The 18510-nt window shown below is 66.1% G+C and carries 18 protein-coding genes; 7 read left to right on the top strand and 11 right to left on the bottom strand.

Going from position 1 to position 18510, the window contains the following annotated elements; all coding sequences use genetic code 11:
- Positions 1 to 6: 6 nt before the first annotated feature.
- The 5 genes from LQK81_RS01355 to LQK81_RS01335 form a co-directional block, all read right to left on the bottom strand.
- The gene (locus tag LQK81_RS01355; RefSeq protein WP_230802876.1) at positions 7 to 990 is read right to left on the bottom strand and encodes a magnesium transporter CorA family protein; all 984 of its coding nucleotides are present in this window, start codon (positions 988 to 990) and stop codon (positions 7 to 9) included.
- 158 nt (positions 991 to 1148) lie between these two features.
- Entirely contained in the window at positions 1149 to 2339 is a 1191-nt protein-coding gene (gene apbC / locus LQK81_RS01350) for an iron-sulfur cluster carrier protein ApbC (RefSeq protein ID WP_230802875.1), read from the bottom strand.
- Positions 2340 to 2414: 75 nt separating this feature from the next.
- On the bottom strand, positions 2415 to 3167 hold the full coding sequence (locus tag LQK81_RS01345) for a helix-turn-helix transcriptional regulator (RefSeq protein ID WP_230802874.1): 753 nt from the start codon (positions 3165 to 3167) through the stop codon (positions 2415 to 2417).
- A 70-nt stretch (positions 3168 to 3237) separates the two neighbouring features.
- The gene (locus LQK81_RS01340; protein ID WP_230802873.1) at positions 3238 to 3975 is read right to left on the bottom strand and encodes a helix-turn-helix transcriptional regulator; all 738 of its coding nucleotides are present in this window, start codon (positions 3973 to 3975) and stop codon (positions 3238 to 3240) included.
- 248 nt (positions 3976 to 4223) lie between these two features.
- Positions 4224 to 5021 (bottom strand): IclR family transcriptional regulator, encoded by a 798-nt coding sequence (locus LQK81_RS01335; protein ID WP_230802872.1) that lies wholly within the window; start codon positions 5019 to 5021, stop codon positions 4224 to 4226.
- Positions 5022 to 5141: 120 nt separating this feature from the next.
- Here LQK81_RS01335 and LQK81_RS01330 point away from each other — a divergent pair, with 120 nt between their 5' ends.
- The 4 genes from LQK81_RS01330 to LQK81_RS01315 are packed head-to-tail and all read left to right on the top strand — an operon-like array spanning position 5142 to position 8404.
- Complete coding sequence (locus tag LQK81_RS01330) at positions 5142 to 5912, top strand: SDR family NAD(P)-dependent oxidoreductase (protein WP_230802871.1); 771 nt, start codon at positions 5142 to 5144, stop codon at positions 5910 to 5912.
- Complete coding sequence (locus LQK81_RS01325) at positions 5912 to 6829, top strand: 2-dehydro-3-deoxygalactonokinase (protein ID WP_230802870.1); 918 nt, start codon at positions 5912 to 5914, stop codon at positions 6827 to 6829. Before LQK81_RS01330 ends, LQK81_RS01325 begins: the two co-directional genes overlap by 1 nt.
- 31 nt (positions 6830 to 6860) lie before the next feature.
- On the top strand, positions 6861 to 7499 hold the full coding sequence (locus tag LQK81_RS01320) for a 2-dehydro-3-deoxy-6-phosphogalactonate aldolase (protein WP_230802869.1): 639 nt from the start codon (positions 6861 to 6863) through the stop codon (positions 7497 to 7499).
- Positions 7496 to 8404 carry an SMP-30/gluconolactonase/LRE family protein gene (locus tag LQK81_RS01315; protein WP_230802868.1) on the top strand — a complete coding sequence of 303 codons (909 nt, stop codon included), beginning with the start codon at positions 7496 to 7498 and terminating at the stop codon, positions 8402 to 8404. Before LQK81_RS01320 ends, LQK81_RS01315 begins: the two co-directional genes overlap by 4 nt.
- On the opposite strand, the gene LQK81_RS01310 is transcribed toward LQK81_RS01315, so the two are convergent.
- Positions 8401 to 8613 (bottom strand): hypothetical protein, encoded by a 213-nt coding sequence (locus LQK81_RS01310; RefSeq protein WP_230802867.1) that lies wholly within the window; start codon positions 8611 to 8613, stop codon positions 8401 to 8403. The two genes, LQK81_RS01315 and LQK81_RS01310, sit on opposite strands and share 4 nt — an antisense overlap.
- Between LQK81_RS01310 and LQK81_RS01305 the strand changes: the two genes are divergently transcribed.
- Both LQK81_RS01305 and LQK81_RS01300 read left to right on the top strand, forming a co-directional pair.
- On the top strand, positions 8612 to 9256 hold the full coding sequence (locus LQK81_RS01305) for a PRC-barrel domain-containing protein (RefSeq protein ID WP_230802866.1): 645 nt from the start codon (positions 8612 to 8614) through the stop codon (positions 9254 to 9256). The genes LQK81_RS01310 and LQK81_RS01305 overlap by 2 nt on opposite strands.
- Positions 9257 to 9390: 134 nt before the next feature.
- A complete protein-coding gene (locus LQK81_RS01300; protein ID WP_230802865.1) occupies positions 9391 to 9849 on the top strand; it encodes a GNAT family N-acetyltransferase in 459 nt (152 codons plus the stop codon).
- Between the two features lie 205 nt (positions 9850 to 10054).
- Here LQK81_RS01300 and LQK81_RS01295 read toward each other — a convergent pair whose 3' ends face one another.
- Both LQK81_RS01295 and LQK81_RS01290 read right to left on the bottom strand, forming a co-directional pair.
- Entirely contained in the window at positions 10055 to 12103 is a 2049-nt protein-coding gene (locus LQK81_RS01295) for an NADH:flavin oxidoreductase (protein ID WP_230802864.1), read from the bottom strand.
- Between the two features lie 26 nt (positions 12104 to 12129).
- Complete coding sequence (locus tag LQK81_RS01290) at positions 12130 to 13680, bottom strand: trimethylamine methyltransferase family protein (RefSeq protein WP_230802863.1); 1551 nt, start codon at positions 13678 to 13680, stop codon at positions 12130 to 12132.
- Between the two features lie 88 nt (positions 13681 to 13768).
- Here LQK81_RS01290 and LQK81_RS01285 point away from each other — a divergent pair, with 88 nt between their 5' ends.
- A complete protein-coding gene (locus tag LQK81_RS01285; protein ID WP_230802862.1) occupies positions 13769 to 14719 on the top strand; it encodes a LysR substrate-binding domain-containing protein in 951 nt (316 codons plus the stop codon).
- On the opposite strand, the gene LQK81_RS01280 is transcribed toward LQK81_RS01285, so the two are convergent.
- The 3 genes from LQK81_RS01280 to LQK81_RS01270 all read right to left on the bottom strand — a co-directional run bounded on the left by LQK81_RS01280 (position 14706) and on the right by LQK81_RS01270 (position 18357).
- Entirely contained in the window at positions 14706 to 15044 is a 339-nt protein-coding gene (locus tag LQK81_RS01280) for a PilZ domain-containing protein (RefSeq protein WP_230802861.1), read from the bottom strand. The two genes, LQK81_RS01285 and LQK81_RS01280, sit on opposite strands and share 14 nt — an antisense overlap.
- Before the next feature lie 104 nt (positions 15045 to 15148).
- Entirely contained in the window at positions 15149 to 16507 is a 1359-nt protein-coding gene (locus LQK81_RS01275; RefSeq protein ID WP_230802860.1) for a putative bifunctional diguanylate cyclase/phosphodiesterase, read from the bottom strand.
- A gap of 128 nt (positions 16508 to 16635) precedes the next feature.
- Complete coding sequence (locus tag LQK81_RS01270; protein ID WP_230802859.1) at positions 16636 to 18357, bottom strand: response regulator; 1722 nt, start codon at positions 18355 to 18357, stop codon at positions 16636 to 16638.
- Positions 18358 to 18510 lie beyond the last annotated feature (153 nt).

The raw sequence follows: 18510 nt of genomic DNA, 5'->3' as shown, positions 1-18510 counted from the left end.
CAGGCCCTAGAGCCAGCCTTTCCAGCGAAAGAAGAAGAACGGGATCACGGCCGAGGCGACCATCGCGGCGAGCGACAGCGGGTAGGCATAGGTGGCGTGAAGTTCGGGCATGAACTCGAAGTTCATGCCGTAGATCGAGGCGATCAGCGTCGGCGGCAGCAGCGCCACGGATGCGATCGAGAAGATCTTGATGATCTGGTTCTGCTCCAGATTGATCAGCCCGAGCGAGGCATCCAGCAGGAACGAGATGTTGCTGGAAATGAAGCTTGCGTGCTCCGACAGGGACTGGATGTCGCGCGAGACGGTGCGGCACAGTTCGCGGCTCTCGCGATCCGGCTGGAGCACCGGGGCGGCGTAGAGGAACGTCATCAACCGCGAAAGCGACATCAGGCTGTCGCGCGTCTTGGCCACCAGCCGGTGCAGCGCGGAGACGGCGACCAGCCTGTCCTCCAGGTAGCGCGGCTGGCGTTTCGTCAGGTGTCGCCGGTCGCCGAACACCTCGAGCGACAGCGTGTCGGCCCTGGCGACGGATGATTCGAGGATTTCCGCGGTCCGGTCGACGACGGTTTCGAGCAGGCGCGCCAGCAGCATGGTGCCCGAGGGGCAGCCGCCGGTGATGCGCGGCATCGCCGCCTTGAACAGGTCGAAGGACCGGGGCTCGGCGTAGCGGATCGTCAGCAGGCACTTGTCCGTCAGGATGAAGGCGACGTCGGTCAGTTCCGGCTGGTCGCTGTCGGCCTTGTAGACGAGAGAGGCGGTCATGTAGACCGTGCCGTCCTGCATGTAGAGCCGGCTGGAAGGCTCGATGTCCTTCAACTCGTCCTTGGTCGGCACGTCGATGCCGAGGAACGTCTCGACGAAGGCGTCTTCCGCATGCGTCGGGCGCAGCAGGTCGATCCATACGACGCCGGCGGGGACGGAGGCCGAATCTGCCAACATTTCGGGGACAAGAAGCAACGCTTCCCCGTTGGATCGATAGACGGTCAACACTTGCGAGTGGCTCCGGGGAAGACCAACGCACACCTTTGTCTTGTCAGGTTCGAGCACCTGCGCCCGCCCAGGACAGCCGGGCGGAAGCGCATATTGCGCGGTGCGGCATCAAAATCAAGCCCGGTCACTTTTCCGTCATCACACGGCCGGGCTCAGCCTCACTCGAAGACGATCGAAGGTGCGGTGCGGCCGCCGGCCGCCTGCCTCGCCTTCAGCTCGGCCCAGGTGCGCGTGGCGATCTCGCGGTAGATCCTGGCCGCCGCCCCGTCCGGGTCGGAGACCACGACCGGCGTTCCGGCATCCGAGGTTTCGCGGATGTCCATCGTCAGCGGCACCTCGCCGAGGAACGGCACGCCGATCTTCTCCGCTTCCTTCCGCGCCCCGCCATGGCCGAAGATATCGTAGCGATTGCCGGTATCGGGGGCGATGAAATAGCTCATGTTCTCGACGATGCCGAGCACGGGAACCTCGACCTTGTTGAACATGTTCAACCCCTTGCGGGCATCGATCAGGGCCAGGTCCTGCGGCGTGGAGACGATGACGGCGCCGGCAAGCGGCACCTGCTGGGCCATCGTCAGCTGCGCGTCGCCCGTTCCCGGCGGCATGTCGACGACGAGCACGTCGAGCTCGCCCCAGGCGACCTCGCGCAGCATCTGCATCAGCGCCGACTGGATCATCGGGCCGCGCCAGATCATCGCCACCTCCTCGTCGACGAGGAAGCCCATGGACATGACCTTGATGCCATAGTTCTCCATCGGCTTGATGATGCGGTTCTCGATCTGCTGCGGGCGGCCGGCGATCTTCAGGAGCCGCGGCATGGAGGGGCCGTAAATGTCGGCATCGAGAATGCCGACCCGCAGGCCGTTCGCCTTCAGCGCCAGCGCCAGGTTGACCGAAGTGGTCGACTTGCCGACGCCGCCCTTGCCGGAGGCGACCGCGATGATCGCCTCGACGCCCGGAACGCCGATCTTGGCGCGCGGCGCCTGCTGGCCGGGGGCCGGATGGGCGTGGCCGGCGTGGGCTTGGCCCCGCCCGGGCGCCTGTGCCGATTGCTGCGGCGGCTGCGGCCGCGATACCGGCGCGCCGCCGGTGCCTGCCCGCTTGTCGGCCGTCAGCGCCACCATGGCCGCGGTGACGCCGGGGATATCCCTAACGACGCGCTCGGCCGCCGCGCGCATCGGATCAAGCTCCTTGGCGCGTTCGGCCGGGACGGTGATCGAGAAATAGACCTTGCTGTCGGAGATGAAGACGTCCGACACCAGCCCGAGGTCGACGATGTTGCCTTCCATGTCCGGGCCGCGAACCGTCCGCAGCTTGTCCAGTACCTGGTCCTTGGAAATGTCGCTCATGCCTGCCTCGCCAGAATGAATTGGCGCGTTGATAGCGCATTCGGCGTCGAAGCGGAACGGTTTTCAGGCCGGCAATCAGCTGATCAGGCCGCGACGAATCGCCTTGACCACGGCCTGCGTGCGATTGACGGCCTCGAGTTTGCGGGTGACCTGGTTGAGGTAGTGGTTGACGGTATGCTCCGACAGGCCGAGGATTTCGGCGATCTCCAGGCTCGTCTTGCCGGCGGCCGTCCAGCTCAGGCACTCGACCTCGCGGTCGGTCAGCATGATCTGCCCGGTCTTCCAGGCGGCGCCGATCTCGGCGAGCCGGTTGAACACCTGGATCGAGATCATCTGCAGCAGCAACCGGCTGTCGAAGCCGAGGTCGCCGCCCTCGCCGCTCCAGACCACCACGCCGCGATTGCCGAGCGCATCGTGCACCGGGAAGAAATGCCCCGTCCGCAGCCCGTGCCGTTGCAGCATGTCGGAAAACTCGGCGAGCGGCTTCTCGGTCGGGGTGGCCTCGGCGATCCAGTCCATCAGGTCGTAGGAGAAGGATACTGTCGTCGTCCGCAGCCGGCGGATGCTGGGGCTGCGGCGGATCATGTTCAGCGCGTCGTACTTGGCCATCAGTTCGGAGGGCCAGTTGCTGACGATCGAATGCGGCGACAGCTTCTCGGCCTCGAAGCCGGGCAGCGAAAACGCGATGAAATGCTTCAGCGAAAAGGCTTCGCCCGTTCGCCGCAAGAAACGGACGATGTCGAACTGCGTCTGCAGGCCGGCGATCTCGGCACTGCAATCCTGACCCTCGCCCTGCCCCGGGTCCTGCACCGTCATATCGTCCTGCATCCATGCACTCCGGTGTCCGCAGGTTCCCCCCCGATCCTGCGGTATTGTCTGCAGCCGTCCCCGGCCTGGTTCATGTGAGAAGTCCGGCCCGGATCGCCTTGGCGACCGCCTGGACGCGGTTGACGGCGTCGAGCTTGCGCGTCGCCCGGTTGAGGTAGTGATTGACGGTATATTCCGAAAGGCCGAGGATCCCGGAAATCTCGATGCTGGTCTTGCCGGCGGAGACCCAGGACAGGCATTCGATCTCGCGCCCGGAGAGCGGCACCTGCGCGTCCGCGTCGGCCCGGCATTCGAGGATCTTGGTGAAGACGAGATTGGCGACCGCGTTCAGTTCGGCCATTTCCATATGCGCCAGCGCCGGGCGGTCGCCGGCGAATGCGAGCGCGCCGCGCTGGCCGAGCGGATTGTGCGCGGGAAAATAGGCGCCGCGCGATAACCCGTATTGCGCGAAGAGGCCGACGGCGATCTCCGTCTTGCCATCGAGGCGCGAACTGTTGGTGCTGACGGCGTCGAAGGTGAAGGGATTGGTGCTGCCCCGCAAATGGCGGATGACCGGGCTGCCGAGGACGAGGCCGGCCTCGTCGTAGCTCAGCAGCATCTCGACCGGCCAGTTGGTCGAGAGCACGTGCGGCAGGAGCTCGATGGAGGTGGTCGCCGGCAGGACGGTCAGCAGATAGCCGCGAAGCCCGTATTCGCCGGTCATCTCCGCCAGAAGCCGCGTCACGTCCTGTTCCGACCCCGCCTCGGCGAACCGGCGCGCCCAGCGCAGCGATGTCCTCGGGGCGATCACGATGGGCTGTTCGGTCATCCGGCGTCTTTCCAGAGAGAAGTAGTTTGCGACCAGACGGGCCCTCGGCCAACCTGCGTTCACTCAGCACTCGAATTGCAACTCTATTCCGCGATCGCCGGGATACAACCCTGAATCGAAGCACCCAGAAATGTTCGTTGGAGCGGAGGCTAGTCGTGGCTTTTATGTCCGTCCAGCGTGTTCCGCTAATTTACCGTAAAATGACAGGGTACAACAGCCCTGACGGGTGTATCGTTTTGCCGCGACAATCATCCCTTGGGGCCGAGGCGGGCGGCGATCTCCTCCATGACGGCGCCTGCCGCCGCCCGGACCAGCGGCGCCCAGTCGCGCAACGCATCCTCGCCGACCCTGTAGGCCGGGCCGGTGACCGAAACGCCGCCGACGAAGGTGCGCTCCCGGTCGAAGATCGCGGCCGCCACGCAACGGATGCCGGCCTCGTGCTCCTCGCGGTCGAAGGCATGGCCGGCCTTGCGGATTTCGGCGATCTCCGCCTCGAGAACGGAGCGGTCGACGATCGTGTACGGGGTGAACGGCGTGAGCTCGGTCAGATCGAGCAGCGCTTCGAGCCGGGACCGGGGCAGCGCCGCCAGCGCCGCCTTGCCGACGCCGGTGCAATAGGCCGGCGAGGCGCGGCCGATCTGCGAGGCCATGCGCACGGCCTGGCGGCTTTCGACCTTGTCGAGATAGATGATCTCGGTATCCTTCAGCATGCCGAGATGGATCGTCTCGCCGGTGGCATCGTGCAGGGCCTGCAGGTGGGGGGCGGCGAGCCGCCTGAGATCGCTGCGCTCCCAGGCCCTGGAGGCGAGCTTGAGCAGGCGCAGGCCCGGCACGTAGCAATGCTCGGCATTGACCTCCAGCAGCCCCTCCTCCACCAGATGGCAGAGCTGCCGGTGCAGCGTGCCGCGGGGCTGGCCGGTCCGGCCGAGGATATCGGTGAAACGCAACGGCCGGTCGGCGAGCGCGACGAGCTCGACGAGCGCGATCGCCTTGCCGAGCGTGCCGGTGCCGGGCGATACTGTCTCCGATGTGGGTACTCCGGTCATTGCCCGGCCTTTGCTTGACAAGTTCCCTCTGCCGGTCATAATTCCACATATTCAAAATAAGTTCCAGATAGTGGAACAAATTTTCCCGATCGCCTCTCGAAACCAGGCAGGAGAAGTGTCATGTCCGTGAGCGTCGCGTCCTATCCCGACCTTCGCGACCGCGGCGTCTTCATCACCGGCGGCGGCTCCGGCATCGGCGCGGCGCTGGTCGAGGCCTTCGTCCACCAGGGATCGCGCGTCGCCTTCGTCGATATCGCCGAGGACGACAGCAATGCCCTCGTCGCCCGCCTTTCGGAGGGCGTGGCGCACCGGCCGGTGTTCCTGAAGGCGGATATCCGCGACATCGAGGACCTGCGTGCGGCGATCGCGCTCGCCACCGCGAGGATCGGCCCGGTGCGCGTGCTGGTGAACAATGCCGCCCGCGACGACCGGCACGCGCTCGAAGCACTTTCGCCGGAGGGCTGGGACGAGAGCCAGGCGGTCAACCTGCGCCATCAGTTCTTCGCCGCCCAGGCGGTGGCGCAGTCGATGCGGGAGGCTGGCGGCGGCTCGATCATCAATTTCTCCTCGATCGCCTTCATGCTCAACATGGGCGACGTGCCCGCCTATGCCACCGCCAAGGCCGGCGTCGTCGGCCTGACCAAGTCGCTCGCCGGCAGGCTGGGGCCTGACAATATCCGCGTCAACGCGATCCTGCCCGGCATGGTGGTGACCGAGCGCCAGCTGCGGTTGTGGCTCAACGAGGACGCCGTCGCCGCCATGCAGGACAAGCAATGCCTGAAGCGGTCGCTGACGCCGGCGGACATGGTGGGGCCCTGCCTCTTCCTTGCCTCGGACGCGTCCCGCGGCATGACCGCACAATCCATGATTATCGACGGGGGAGTTTTCTGATGACCAAGCCGGCCTATGTCGCTGTCGACTGGGGGACCTCCAGCTTCCGGCTCTGGCTGATCGGCAGCGACGGCAGCATCCTTGCCGAACGCCGCAGCGGCGAGGGCATGACCACGGCCGCGAAAACAGGCTTCGCCAACGTGCTCGAAGGCCACCGCCAGGCCGTCTCCGCCCCCGAGACCCTGCCCGTCATCGTCTGCGGCATGGCCGGCGCCCGGCAGGGCTGGGTCGAGGCGGGCTATCTCGACGTGCCCGCGGCCTTGTCGGCGATCCCGTCCGCGGCCGTGCGCGTTCCGGGCGTCGTGTCCGACATCCGCATCCTGCCGGGCCTCGCCCAGCGCGATCCCGCCCGCCCGGACGTCATCCGCGGCGAGGAGACGCAACTGCTCGGCGCGCTCGACGCACTTCCGGAGGGCAACGGCCTCGTCTGCATGCCCGGAACGCACAGCAAGTGGGTGCATATCCGCGGCGGCGCCGTCACCCGCTTTTCCACCTTCATGACCGGCGAGCTGTTCGATGCGATCGGCAAGCACACGATCCTCAGCCATTCGATCCAGGACGCCGGTCCGTTCGACGGCGGGAGCGCGGCGTTCAGACAGGCGGTGACAGAGTGCATCCGCAACCCCGGTGCGGCCACCAACCTCTTCTTCACCACCCGCTCCGGCGTCCTCCTGCATGGGCTCTCGGCGGTTGACGCCAAGGCGCGCCTCTCCGGCCTCCTGATCGGGCTCGAGATCGCAGGTGCGCTCGACGGCGCCGAGCCGGGTGCCGCCGTCACGCTCGTCGCCTCCGGTGCGCTCGGCGCGCTCTACGAAAGCGCGCTCGAAGCGGCCGGCGTCGCCCCCACGATCGTCGACGCGGACACAGCCGTACGTTCCGGTCTCGCGGTCGCGGCGCGCGCGCTGTGGGACCTCTGATATCCGCTTTGCCCGAATGGAAGGCCATCCGATGAACCGCATTCCCTTTCCCACGATGAAATATCCGCTGATCGCCATCCTGCGGGGCCTGAAGCCGGCGGAGACGGAGGGCGTCGTCGGCGCGCTGATCGAGCACGGCTTCACCGCGATCGAGATCCCGCTGAACTCGCCCGATCCGTTCCGCTCGATCGAGATCGCCGTCAAGATGGCCCCGGAAGGCTGCCTCATCGGCGCCGGCACCGTGCTGACCACCGACCAGGTGGAGCAGCTCGACGGCGTCGGCGGCCGGCTGATGGTCAGCCCGAACGTGGAGCCCGAGGTGATTTCGCTCGCCGCCGCCAAAGGCATGGTGACGATGCCCGGCGTCTTCACGCCGACCGAAGCGCTGGCCGCCGCGCGCGCCGGCGCCACGGGGCTGAAGTTCTTCCCGGCCAGCGTCCTCGGCCCGTCCGGCATCCAGGCGATCCGGGCGATCCTGCCAAGCGAGCTCGAGATCGCCGCCGTCGGCGGCGTCTCGGAGACGAATTTCGGCGACTATGCCAAGATCGGCGTGAAGAGCTTCGGCCTCGGCTCCAGCCTCTACAAGCCAGGCATGGGCGCAGCCGAGGTGGCGGAGCGAGCGCGCGCCACGGTCGAGGCCTACGACCGCGTCTACGGGGCGGGACGATGACTGGGACGATAGCTGGGACGACGAGCGAGACCCTGCCTTTCGCCGGCGGCATCCTCTGCCACGTCAACAGCGAACTCGGCGAGGGCCCGAGCTACGATCCGGCGACCGATACCGCCTGGTGGTTCGACATCAAGGGCCGCAAGCTGCATGAACTGCACCTCGGTTCCTCGGCCAAGCGGGTGCACGAACTGCCCTTCATGGGCAGCGTCCTTGCCGTCATCGACCCTGCCCGGCAGCTCATCGCCTCCGACGAAGGCCTGTTCGTCCGCCATGTCGACGGCGGCAGGCTGGAACGGCTGGGAGCGATCGAGGACAAGCCGGAATGCCGCTCCAACGACGGCCGGGTCCACCAGAGCGGCACGCTCTGGATCGGCACCATGGGCCGGTCGGCCGAAAAGGGCGCCGGCTCGATCTACCATGTCGCCGGCACGACGGTAACGAAGCTCTATGCCAATGTCGGCATCCCGAACGGCATCTGCTTCTCGCCGGACGGGGCCACGGCCTATTTCACCGATTCCGCGGTCAACCATTTCATGCGCGTCGCCGTCGATCCCGCCACCGGCCTTCCCGTCGGCTCGCCGGAGATCCTCAGCGACGAGAGCGGTTCACCCGGCGATATCGACGGGGCGGTGTGCGACGCCGACGGGCTGATCTGGAACGCCCGCTGGGGTGCGGGGACGATCGACGTCTATCGGCCAGACGGCACCAAGCTCCGCCGCCATGCCGTTCCGGTCACCCAGCCGAGCTGCCCGGCCTTCATCGGCGCCAGGGCCGACCGGCTGCTCGTCACCTCCGCCTGGCAGGGCCTGGACGAGGCCGGCCGGGCGTCGGATGTCCATGCCGGTCGCACGCTCGAGCTGGGCGTCGCGGTGCGCGGCCGTTTCGAGCCTGCCTTCCGGCTCTAGCACCATCCCTGCCGATCTTGACGGCGCTGCAGCTTCGGATTGTCGTCCGGAGCTGTTTTTCCTTGAGAAATTCCCCCACCCTGCCGTCGAATTTTCTGCGGAACCATTCCAGCTTGCGTGAGTTTTCCAAGCATCAGCCCGGTGCGGACGGACAACCATAACGGTTCCGCCGCTCCAAGACCGAAAGCAAAGAAAGGCAGGTTCGACATGACCAACAAGCTTCTGACTTCCGTTGCCGCTGGTGCCATTTTCCTCGGTGCAGCCATCGCTCCCGCGGCCTTTGCGCAGGACACCACCCAGCCGCAGACCGCCCCGACCATGGAGGCTCCGGCAACCGCCCCTGACGCTGCCCCGGCCACCGGCGCCGATGCCGGCCAGGCCCAGCCGATGGACGACATGAACAACGCCCAGACGGAAGCCCCGGCGGCTGCCGACCCGGCAACCGATACGGCAGCGTCCACGACGGACACGTACCTGACCGAACAGGCCGAGACGCAGATCAGCGCCAACACCTATATCGGTCAGTCGGTCTATAACTCCGCCGACGAAAGCATCGGCTCGATCAGCGACCTGATCCTCGAGAAGGACGGCGGCATCACCGCTGCGGTGATCGGCGTCGGCGGCTTCCTCGGCATCGGCGAAAAGGCCGTGGCGGTACCGTTCAACAACATCACCGTCATCCAGGCCCCGGACGGCGGCGAGGTCAAGCTGACCACGACGGAGACGGCCGAGAGCCTGCAGGCAGCACCGGAATTCAAGACGCTGTCGCAGAAGGTCGCCGAACGCGAGCAGGTCGACACCTCGACCACCTCGTCCACCGATCCCGCTCCGGCAACGGCACCCGCTGAATAATCGGCGGATCGGAGCTTCGAGGCCCGGCGACGCGAAAGCGCCGCCGGGCATTTTCTCGTCCTGCCTCTGGGACGCAGACTCATAATCGCGTAGCCACACGGATTGCGACAGGATGCGTGAAAGAGGAGATTTCCATGGACAGGCTTCGTTACCGCAGGGCCACCGCAGCGGACGTGGAGACGATCGTCGCGATGCTGGCCGATGACGTGCTCGGTTCGTCCCGGGAAAGTGCGTCGCCTGAAGGGATCGAGCGCTACCACCAGGCCTTCGCCGAGATCGATGCAGACCGGAACCAGTTCCTTTGCGTGATCGAGGACGGGCAGCAGATTGTCGGAACCCTTCAACTGACCTTCATCCCGGGGCTCGCTCGCAATGGCGCCAAACGCGGACAGATCGAGGCGGTGCGGATCGCGAGCGATCGTCGGGGCGAGAACATTGGTCAGGCGATGTTTGCCTGGGCGATCGATGAATGCCGGGCGCGGGGGTGCTCGCTGGTGCAGCTCACGACGGACAAGGCCCGGCCGGATGCCCATCGCTTCTACGAACGTCTGGGTTTCGAACCAACCCATATCGGGTACAAGCTGAAGGTCTGAAGAAGGGCAACGCCCGCACTTCAAGCCTTTGCGCGACACGCTTTAGAGTCTGTCCGGGCTAGATTGCAGCATTCTGCCGGAGCAGGTTTTCGTTGGGGCAACGGCGATTGGCGAAGGGCATACCACAGGGTCTGTCCGAGCCGATCGCCGTTGATCCCTACGGAAAGATGCCCGGCAGAATGCTGCAATCTAGCCCGGACAGACTCTAGAACAGCACGCCGTAGCGCAGGGCGTCGTAGATGCCGGCGTGGATGTTGCGGCTGTGGACGGCGTCGCCGATGCGGATCAGGTCGAAGGCGCCTTCGGGGTTGCGGGTCTCGATCGGGTTTTCCTGCCGGATCAGCGCCTTGTAGTCGACCGCGCCGAGATTGCGCGACCTGGGCTTCAGCTCGAAATAGAGGTCGGCCATCGCCATGGTGCCGTGCTCGACCACCACCTGCGCCACCCGCCGCTCTACACGTGCGATCGCGGAAAAGTCCGAACCCAGCGTCGCCACCAGCCCGTTGCCTTCGCGGCGCACCGCCTTCAGCCGCGTGTTGATCGTCACGCGCACGTTTTTCTCGGCGAAGGCCCGCGCATAGGGCACGTGGTTCATGCCGCCGATCTCGGGGGCGAAGAAGCGTTCCGGCGAGACCACCTCCAGCTCGACCCCGGCATTGGCGATCAACTCGGCGGCCGTCATGCCGGAATGGGTGCCGGCATCGTCGTAGAGCAGCACCGGGCCCTCCGGCCGGATCGCACCGGCGATGATATCCCAGCTGGAGACGACGAGATCGTCGCCCGCCTCCAGTTCCGGGTTCTGTCCGATGCCGCCGGTGGCGATGACGACGAGATCGGGCGCGCGCTCCAGGACGTCGTCCTCGCCGGCGAAGACGTTGTAGTGGATCGGAACACCGAGGCGTTCCAGCTCCGACAGCCGCCAGTCGACGATACCGATCAGTTCCTTTCGGCGCGGATTGCGGGCGGCAAGCAGGATCTGGCCGCCGGCCGAGCCCGTCGCCTCCAGCACCTCGACCGCATGGCCGCGCTCGGCAAGCACCCGCGCGGCTTCCAGTCCGGCAGGGCCGGCGCCGACGACGACCGCCTTGCGCAACGGCCCGGTCGTCTTCGAAATCACGTGCGGTACCATTGCCTCGCGGCCGGTCGCCGCATTGTGGATACAGAGCGCGCCGCCGCCCTCGTAGATGCGGTCGAGACAGTAGGTGGCGCCGACACAGGGGCGGATCTGCGCCTCCCTGCCCTCCTCGATCTTCCTGACGATATACGGATCGGCGATATGGGCGCGGGTCATGCCCACCATGTCGAGTTTGCCCTCGGCGATCGCGTGGCGGGCAGTGGCGACGTCGGCGATGCGGGCGGCGTGGAAGACCGGGAACTTCGTCGCAGCCCGTACCTCGCCGGCGAAATCCAGATGCGGCGATGCCGCCATGCCCATGATCGGGATGACGTCGTTCAGATGCGCGTCGTGATCGAGATGGCCGCGGATGATGTTGAGGAAGTCGATCTTGCCGGAGGCCACGAGCCTCCTTGCGATCTCGATGCCGTCCTCCTTCGTAAGCCCGATGTCCCAGGCCTCGTCTGCGACCATGCGGGTGCCGACGATGAAATCGGGCCCGACCGCCTTGCGCACGGCGTCGACGACCATGTTCGAAAAGCGCGTGCGATTTTCCAGCGAGCCACCATATTCGTCATCGCGTCGGTTGGTGGCCGGCGACCAGAAGCCGTCGATGAGGTGACCGTAGGCCTCGATCTCGATGCCGTCGAGCCCGGCGGCCTGCATGCGCTGTGCGGCCGCGGCATAGTCGCCGACGATCCGCTCGATGTCCCAGTCCTCGATCTCCTTCGGAAAGGCGCGGTGTGCCGGCTCGCGAATCGGCGAGGCGGACAGCACCGGCAGCCAGTCGCCCTTGTTCCAGCTGGTACGCCGGCCGAGATGGGTGAGCTGGATCATCACGGCGGCACCGTGCTCGTGACAGTCGTCGGCGATCTTCTTCAGCCAGGGGACGATCTCGTCGGAATAGGCATAGAGATTGCCGAAGGCCGGCGGCGAATCCTCCGACACCAGCGCCGAGCCCGCCGTCATTGTCAGCGCGATGCCGCCCTTGGCCTTCTCCACGTGGTAGAGCCGGTACCGGTCCTTGGGCATTCCGTCTTCCGAATAGGCCGGCTCATGCGAGGTCGACATGATGCGGTTCTTCAGCGTCAGGTGTTTCAACTGATAGGGCTGGAGCAGCGGGTCTTTCGAATGCGTCATTTCCGGAATGTCCTTGGGCAGGCGTGTCAGTACCAGGCGTCGGCCATGGCCGCCTTCCTGCGGCTCACATAGTCGCAGAGTGCTTCGTCGACCGCGATGTCCAGCGGCGGCGCTTCGTATTCGGCCAGCGTCTTTTTCCACGCGGCGTTGGCGCGGGTGGCGATATCGGTGGACCCGCCCTCCTCGCTCCACTTCTCGAAGGGTTCGTTGTCGGAGAGCGCCGAATCCCAGAAGGCCGTCTGGTAGTTGCGCATGGTGTGGTCGCAGCCGAGGAAATGGCTGCCGGGGCCGACCTGCAGGAAGGCATCCATGGCCAGCGTGTTGTCGTCGATGGTGACGCCGGCCAGATAGGAATGCAGCGCGCCGCAGAGGTCGGCATCCATCACGAACTTCTCGTAGGACATGGCAAGCAGGCCATCGAGGAAGCCCGCCGAATGCAGGATGAAATTGGCGCCGCAGTGGACGGCCGACAGCATCGACATCAGCCCTTCCTGCATGGCCTGCCCGTCCGGCAGCTTGGAATTGGAGAAGTTGCCGGCGCAACGCAACGGCAGGTTCAGCCGGCGGGCGAGCTGTCCGACCACCATGGAGCCGATCGCCGGCTCCGGCGTGCCGAAGGTCGGCGAGCCGGACCGGAGCGACATGGAGGAGAGGAAATTGCCGAAGATGACGGGGGCGCCCTTGCGCTCCAGCTGCGTCAGCGCGCAACCGGCCAGCGTCTCGGCGAAGGATTGGGCGATCGCGCCGGCATTCGTCACCGGTCCCATTGCGCCGCCGAGGATGAAGGGAACGATGACGGCCGCCTGGTTGGCGCGGGCATAGGCGCGCAGCGACTTCGTCATGGTGCCGTCCCAGACGAGCGGGGAATTGACGTTGACATTGCCGAGGATGACGCAGTTCCGGTCGACGAAATCTTCGCCGAACAGGATGCGCGCCATGTCGATGGAATCCTCCGCCCGGTCCTCGGCGGTGATCGAGCCCATGAAGGCGCGGTCGGAATATTTGATATGGCTGTAGACCATGTCGAGATGGCGCTTGTTGACAGGCACGTCGACCGGCTCGCAGATGGTGCCGCCGGAATGGTGCAGCCAGGGGCTCGACTGGGCGAGCTTGATGAAGTTGCGGAAATCCTCGATCGTGCCGTAGCGCCGGCCCTTGTCGAGGTCCATCACGAAGGGCGAGCCATAGGCCGGTGAGAAGACGACGTTGCTGCCGCCGATCCGCACGCTTCTTTGCGGATTGCGCGCGTGCTGGGTGAACTCCGCGGGCGCGGTGGAGACGATCTCCCGCAACATCCCCGGCTCGAAGCGCACCAGCACGCCGTCCACCGTCGCGCCCGCCCGCTTCCAGTGCTCGACTGCGGCCGGATCGTCGCGGAACTCGATGCCGACCTCGGCCAGGATGCGGTCCGCCGTCCGCTCGATCTTCTCGAGATTCTCTTCGGAGAGAATGTCGTAGGTGGGGATGTTGCGGACGATGTAGGGCACGCCGACGGCCTTTGCCGCCCTCTCGCCGCGCGGCGGCCGCCCGCTCCTCGTCCGACGCGTCGCATTTTCCACCACAGCCGCAGCCACCATCTCGTCCTCCATAATCTCAGGCGAGGCTATTGCGGATGAATACGCCTGTAACGCTGGAAAAAACTTGGGACTGGTATAAACCACACTTATGGAAACACTGCGCCGCCTGCTGCCGTCCGCCGCAAGCCTGATCGTCTTCGAGGCGGCCGGGCGGCACCTGAACTTCACCCATGCGGCGAAGGAGCTCGGCATGACCCAGGCCGCGGTCTCCTATGCGATCCGGGGGCTCGAGGACCAGCTGGGCGTGCTCCTGTTCCACCGCGCCCATCGCGCCGTGGCGCTGACGGATGCGGGCGAGCGGTTCCATACCGAAGTTTCGGTGGGGCTGGCGCGCATCCAGAAATCGGCCGAGGACATCCGGGCCAAGGGGCGCGAGGTGAACGTGACGCTCGCGGCCTCCACTGCCTTCGCCTCGATGTGGATGCTGCCCCGGCTTGCCAGGCTGCGGGAGGACCTGCCGGAGATCGACCTGCGCATCCAGACGAGCGTGCGCGACCTCGATCTGGAGGAGGAGCCGATCCCGCTCGGCATCCGCGGCGGCGATCCGGCGGCCTGGCCCCGCTATCACGCGGCCCTGCTCGCGCCCGAGGTCATCAATGCGGTCGCAAGCCCCGCCTTCATCGAGGCGCACGGCATGCCGCAGACGCCCGAAGACCTGCTGCGGCTGCCGCTGATCCACCTGGAGGAGCCGGTCCGGCAGGCCTGCGACTGGCCGGACTGGTTTGCGAGCGCCGGATTGCGCTTTCCCGCGCGGTCACGCCGGCTGACGATCAACGACTATGTGCTGGTGATCCAGGCCGTGCTCGCCGGCGAGGGCATCGCGCTCGGCTGGCAGCACCTGATCTCGGGGCAGGTGAAGTCGGGCGCGCTGGTGCCGATCGGCACGCATGTGCTGGAGACAGGGCTGGCCTTCTACGTGGTGTGGCCGCGCTCGCGCGAACTGAACAGCCAGGCGCAGCGCGTCCGCGACTGGCTACTGGACGAGGGGAAGAAGGACCTTCCCCTTGTCGGATCCTCGACCGCCGTCAGCGGCGGATGACCGGTTTGACTTCCTCGTGGAAGAAACGGAAGTAGGAGGAGATCTGCGCCAGGGCATTGGTGTTGAGCTTGTACTCGATCCCGACGCGGCCGTTGTTGTACCAACGCACCGTCCCCGACAGACGCCCCAGTTCCTCGCTCTCCATGCTGATGAGCTGTCCCGGCACGATCCGGATCGGCTTCTCGATATCCAGCGCCATGCCGGACGGCGACAGGTCCACGACACGTGCAAGGCTCTCCTGGTGCATGACCTTCACCTTGACGAAAATACGGACCTTCGAGCGATCGGAGGCCCTTACCGGCATATCCTTTATGTTCTGCAGCATCCCAAAATCCCTTTGTTTTTCTAGGACGGGGCTACTTTAGGGGGCACGCATTTATTCCGTGCTAATCCGGATGGTTAACGGGCGCTCTACGCGCCGGAAATCGCTCAGGCCAGCAACGCCTTCGGCTCCAGCCCGATGTAGCGCTCGGCGAGGAAGCGCTGTGTCGTCACCGCGTCTGCGGGCTTGCCGTAGAAATAGCCCTGCCCCATGCCGCAACCGAGCGCCTTGAGCTTCAGCGCCTCGGAAAAGTCCTCGATGCCTTCGGCAACCACCTCGAGATCGAGCCCTTCGCACATGGCGACGATGGCCTTGATGATGTGCTCGGAGACGCGGTCGTCGGAAATGCGCGAGACGAAGGCGCGGTCGATCTTGACCTTGTCGAAGGTGAAGTCGCGAAGGCGACCGAGGCTCGACTGACCGGTGCCGAAATCGTCGAGCGAGATCCGCACCCCGGCCGCGCGCAGCTCGGCGACGATCTTCTGGGCGGTGGCGGCATCCGTCATGACAGCCGTCTCGGTGATCTCCAGCTCCAGCCGGCGCGGGTCGAGGCCGGCGCGGTTGAGGATCGCAAGCGTCGTCAGGCTCGTCTTCGGATCCATCAGCTGGGCGGAGGAAAGGTTGAACGACAGGAACAGTTCCTTCGGCCAGGAGAGCGCGGCTTCGGCGGCCTTGCGCAGAAGCGTGTCCGAGAGCGCGTCGATGAAGCCGCGTTCCTCGGCGAGCGGCACGAAGACGGCCGGCGAGACATAGCCGAGATCGGCGTCGCACCAGCGCGCGAGCGCCTCGAAGCCGACGACGAGATCATCCTTCAGGCGGACGATCGGCTGGAAGTGCACGTCGACCTCGTTGGCCATGATCGCGTTGCGCAGCGCCTGCTCCAGGTGCGTCGCGCGCTTCATCTCCTGGGCGATCTCCTGCGAATAGACGGTGATCTGCCCGCGCCCGCGCCGCTTCGACCGATAGAGCGCGGTGTCGGCGCTCTTGATCAGCTCGGTGAACTCCTCGCCGGCGAAGGGATAGATCGAAAAGCCGAAGGAGGCCGACAGCCGCACGTTGCGGTCGCCGAGGTCGAAGGGCGCCGAAAGCACCTCGCGCAGCATCTGGCCGATCTTCTCCGCGCCCTTGCGCTCGAAGACCAGCGGAAAGAGGAAGGCGAACTCGTCGCCGCCGTGGCGCGTCACCGTCGCGCCGTCGGGGATGCAGGCCTTGAGGCGATAGGCGACCTGGCAGAGGATCTCGTCGCCGGCTTCCGGCCCGAAGAGATCGTTGATCGGCTTGAAGCCGTCGAGATTGGCGATGGCGACGGTGAAGGGCGCGGGGTCTTCGGCGCGTTCGGCGGCCAGCTGGCGGACCTTGTCGCGCAGGCGATAGGTATTGCCGAGCCCCGTCAGCGGATCGGTGTAAGCCATGGCGTGCAGGTCGCTCTGCGAAACGTCCGCCACCGAATACCGACCCGATTTCATTTACGCAATTCCCGATGCCATGTTCGGGGTGAAGGATGAAGCATGGGGATTAACAAAGGCATAGCATTCGTGCTCATGATCTGGGGACGGTGATCCCGAGATCTCGGGGTTGACGGCAAGAAGCGCGATCAGGCCGCGCTCCGCCCCGCGGCCTCTGCCACGAACTTGCTGTAGATGCGCTCGATCATGTCCGGGCTGACCGGCTTGGTGATGTAGTCGTCCATGCCGGCGTCGAGGCAATTCTGCATGTCGACGTTCAGCGCCTGGGCGGTGACCGCGACAATAGGCGTATGGACGCCCAGCACCTTCTCCGCCTCGCGGATCTCGATCGCCGCATCGATGCCGTTCTTCAGCGGCATGGCGATGTCCATCAGCACCAGCCGCGGCATGTACTTGCGCCAGAGTGCGACCGCCTCCTCGCCGTTCTCGGCGATCCTGTGCGAGATGCCGAGGCCTTCCAGGATCTGCGAGAAGACGAACTGGTTGACCTGGTTGTCCTCGGCGACGAGCACCTCGATGTCGCCGCGCATGGCCGGGGCGAGCGCATCGGCTTCTGTCGCGATGTGCCAGTCGTCGAAGAGCGAGGCGGCCATGACCGGATCCGCAGGCGCTTCGTCCACCTCCACCATGACCGCGTGCGGCTCCACCAGCGCGCGGAAGACATCCGCACCGATGCCGTCGGGCATGATCGTGCGGACCGGCAGGCCCGCCTGCGACACGGCCTCGTATCCGTCCATCGCCGCGTCGAGCAGCACCATGTCGATCGGAACGCCGCAGTCGCCTGCGACATCCACGAAGGCGCGGAACTCCGCTTCCGAGCGCACGGCGCAGCAATCGGCGCCGCGTGCCTGAAGCTCGCCGACGACCAGGCTCTCGATCCGGGCATTGCCCGTGACCACGAGGATCCGCCTGCCTGCGAGATCGGTCGCCTCGTCGGAGCGGCATTGCTCCAGGAGCAACCGCTTCTCCACCGCCCGGACCGGATCGAAGCAGTTCTGCCCGCTCTCGAAGCGGATGCCCGCTCGCAGCGCGAGCCGGCCCGCAGCCGCATCCGGCTCGATGATGTCGGTGAGATCCTCCATGACGGTGACGAGCACCGGCCGATCCGGCGGGCCGGCCCTGTGCTTGCGGGTGATGGCATAGAGGCGGCTGCCGTCGGCCTTGACGATCTCTTCGGCCAGCCGGAACGGCACGCCGCTCGCAAGCACCTGCCGGTCGCTCTCCTCGATCCGCGCCGCCTGTTCGGGATCGACGAGATCCCAGCTCGTGCGCCCCAGCATCGCCCCGCCTTCCAGTCCGTGGACGGCGCGAAAGGCCCGGTTGAGGGCGACATGGGCGAGATTGCGGTCCTTGACGGCCAGCGGATGCGGCAGCGTATCGAGGATCTGCTCGGTCAGCGCTGCCCGCTCCATGTCGGCCCGCCACTTGTCCTCCTGCTTCCGCTGCTCGGTGACGTCGGAAAGGGTGGAGATGTTGTAGCCGTTCGGCAGCCGGCGCTTGCGGAAGCGGATCCAGCGGTCCTTGCCGATCCGTTCGACGCTGTCGTGCTGCTCGCGCCAGTGGGCGGAGATGCGCGTGGAGATCCAGTCCTCGCGGCTCACCCTGTGCCGCTGGTCAGCGTCGACACCGTAGCGCAGCCCGGCGTCGAAGATCGCGCCAAGAACGTCGCGCAGGCGCGTGCCAGCGATCAGGGCCTGCGGGTCGAGCGGCAGGAACTGCCGGGCCTGCCGGCTGACGAAGACGAGGCAATCGTTGCCATCATAGACGAACACGCACGCGCCGAGGATATCGCAGGCCGCGTTGAAGATTTCAGACTGGATGCTTGCGTCGACGGACGCGCCATCGGTCATTTCGTGCTGGCCCCGCCGCCGCTCGCTATCTGGGAAGCATGCTGATCGGGCGGAAAAGCCCTTGGACACAGGTAGGCCAGCGGCCAGCGACGCTGAACAGGTCCGCCGGGTTTGCCGGCCAGCTTGTGCTCATACAAGCGAGAAGCAGACGTT

Source organism: Rhizobium sp. GN54, assembly GCF_021026345.1.
Taxonomy (GTDB): Bacteria; Pseudomonadota; Alphaproteobacteria; order Rhizobiales; family Rhizobiaceae; genus Mycoplana.
This window is presented reverse-complemented; position numbering and strand designations above follow the sequence as displayed.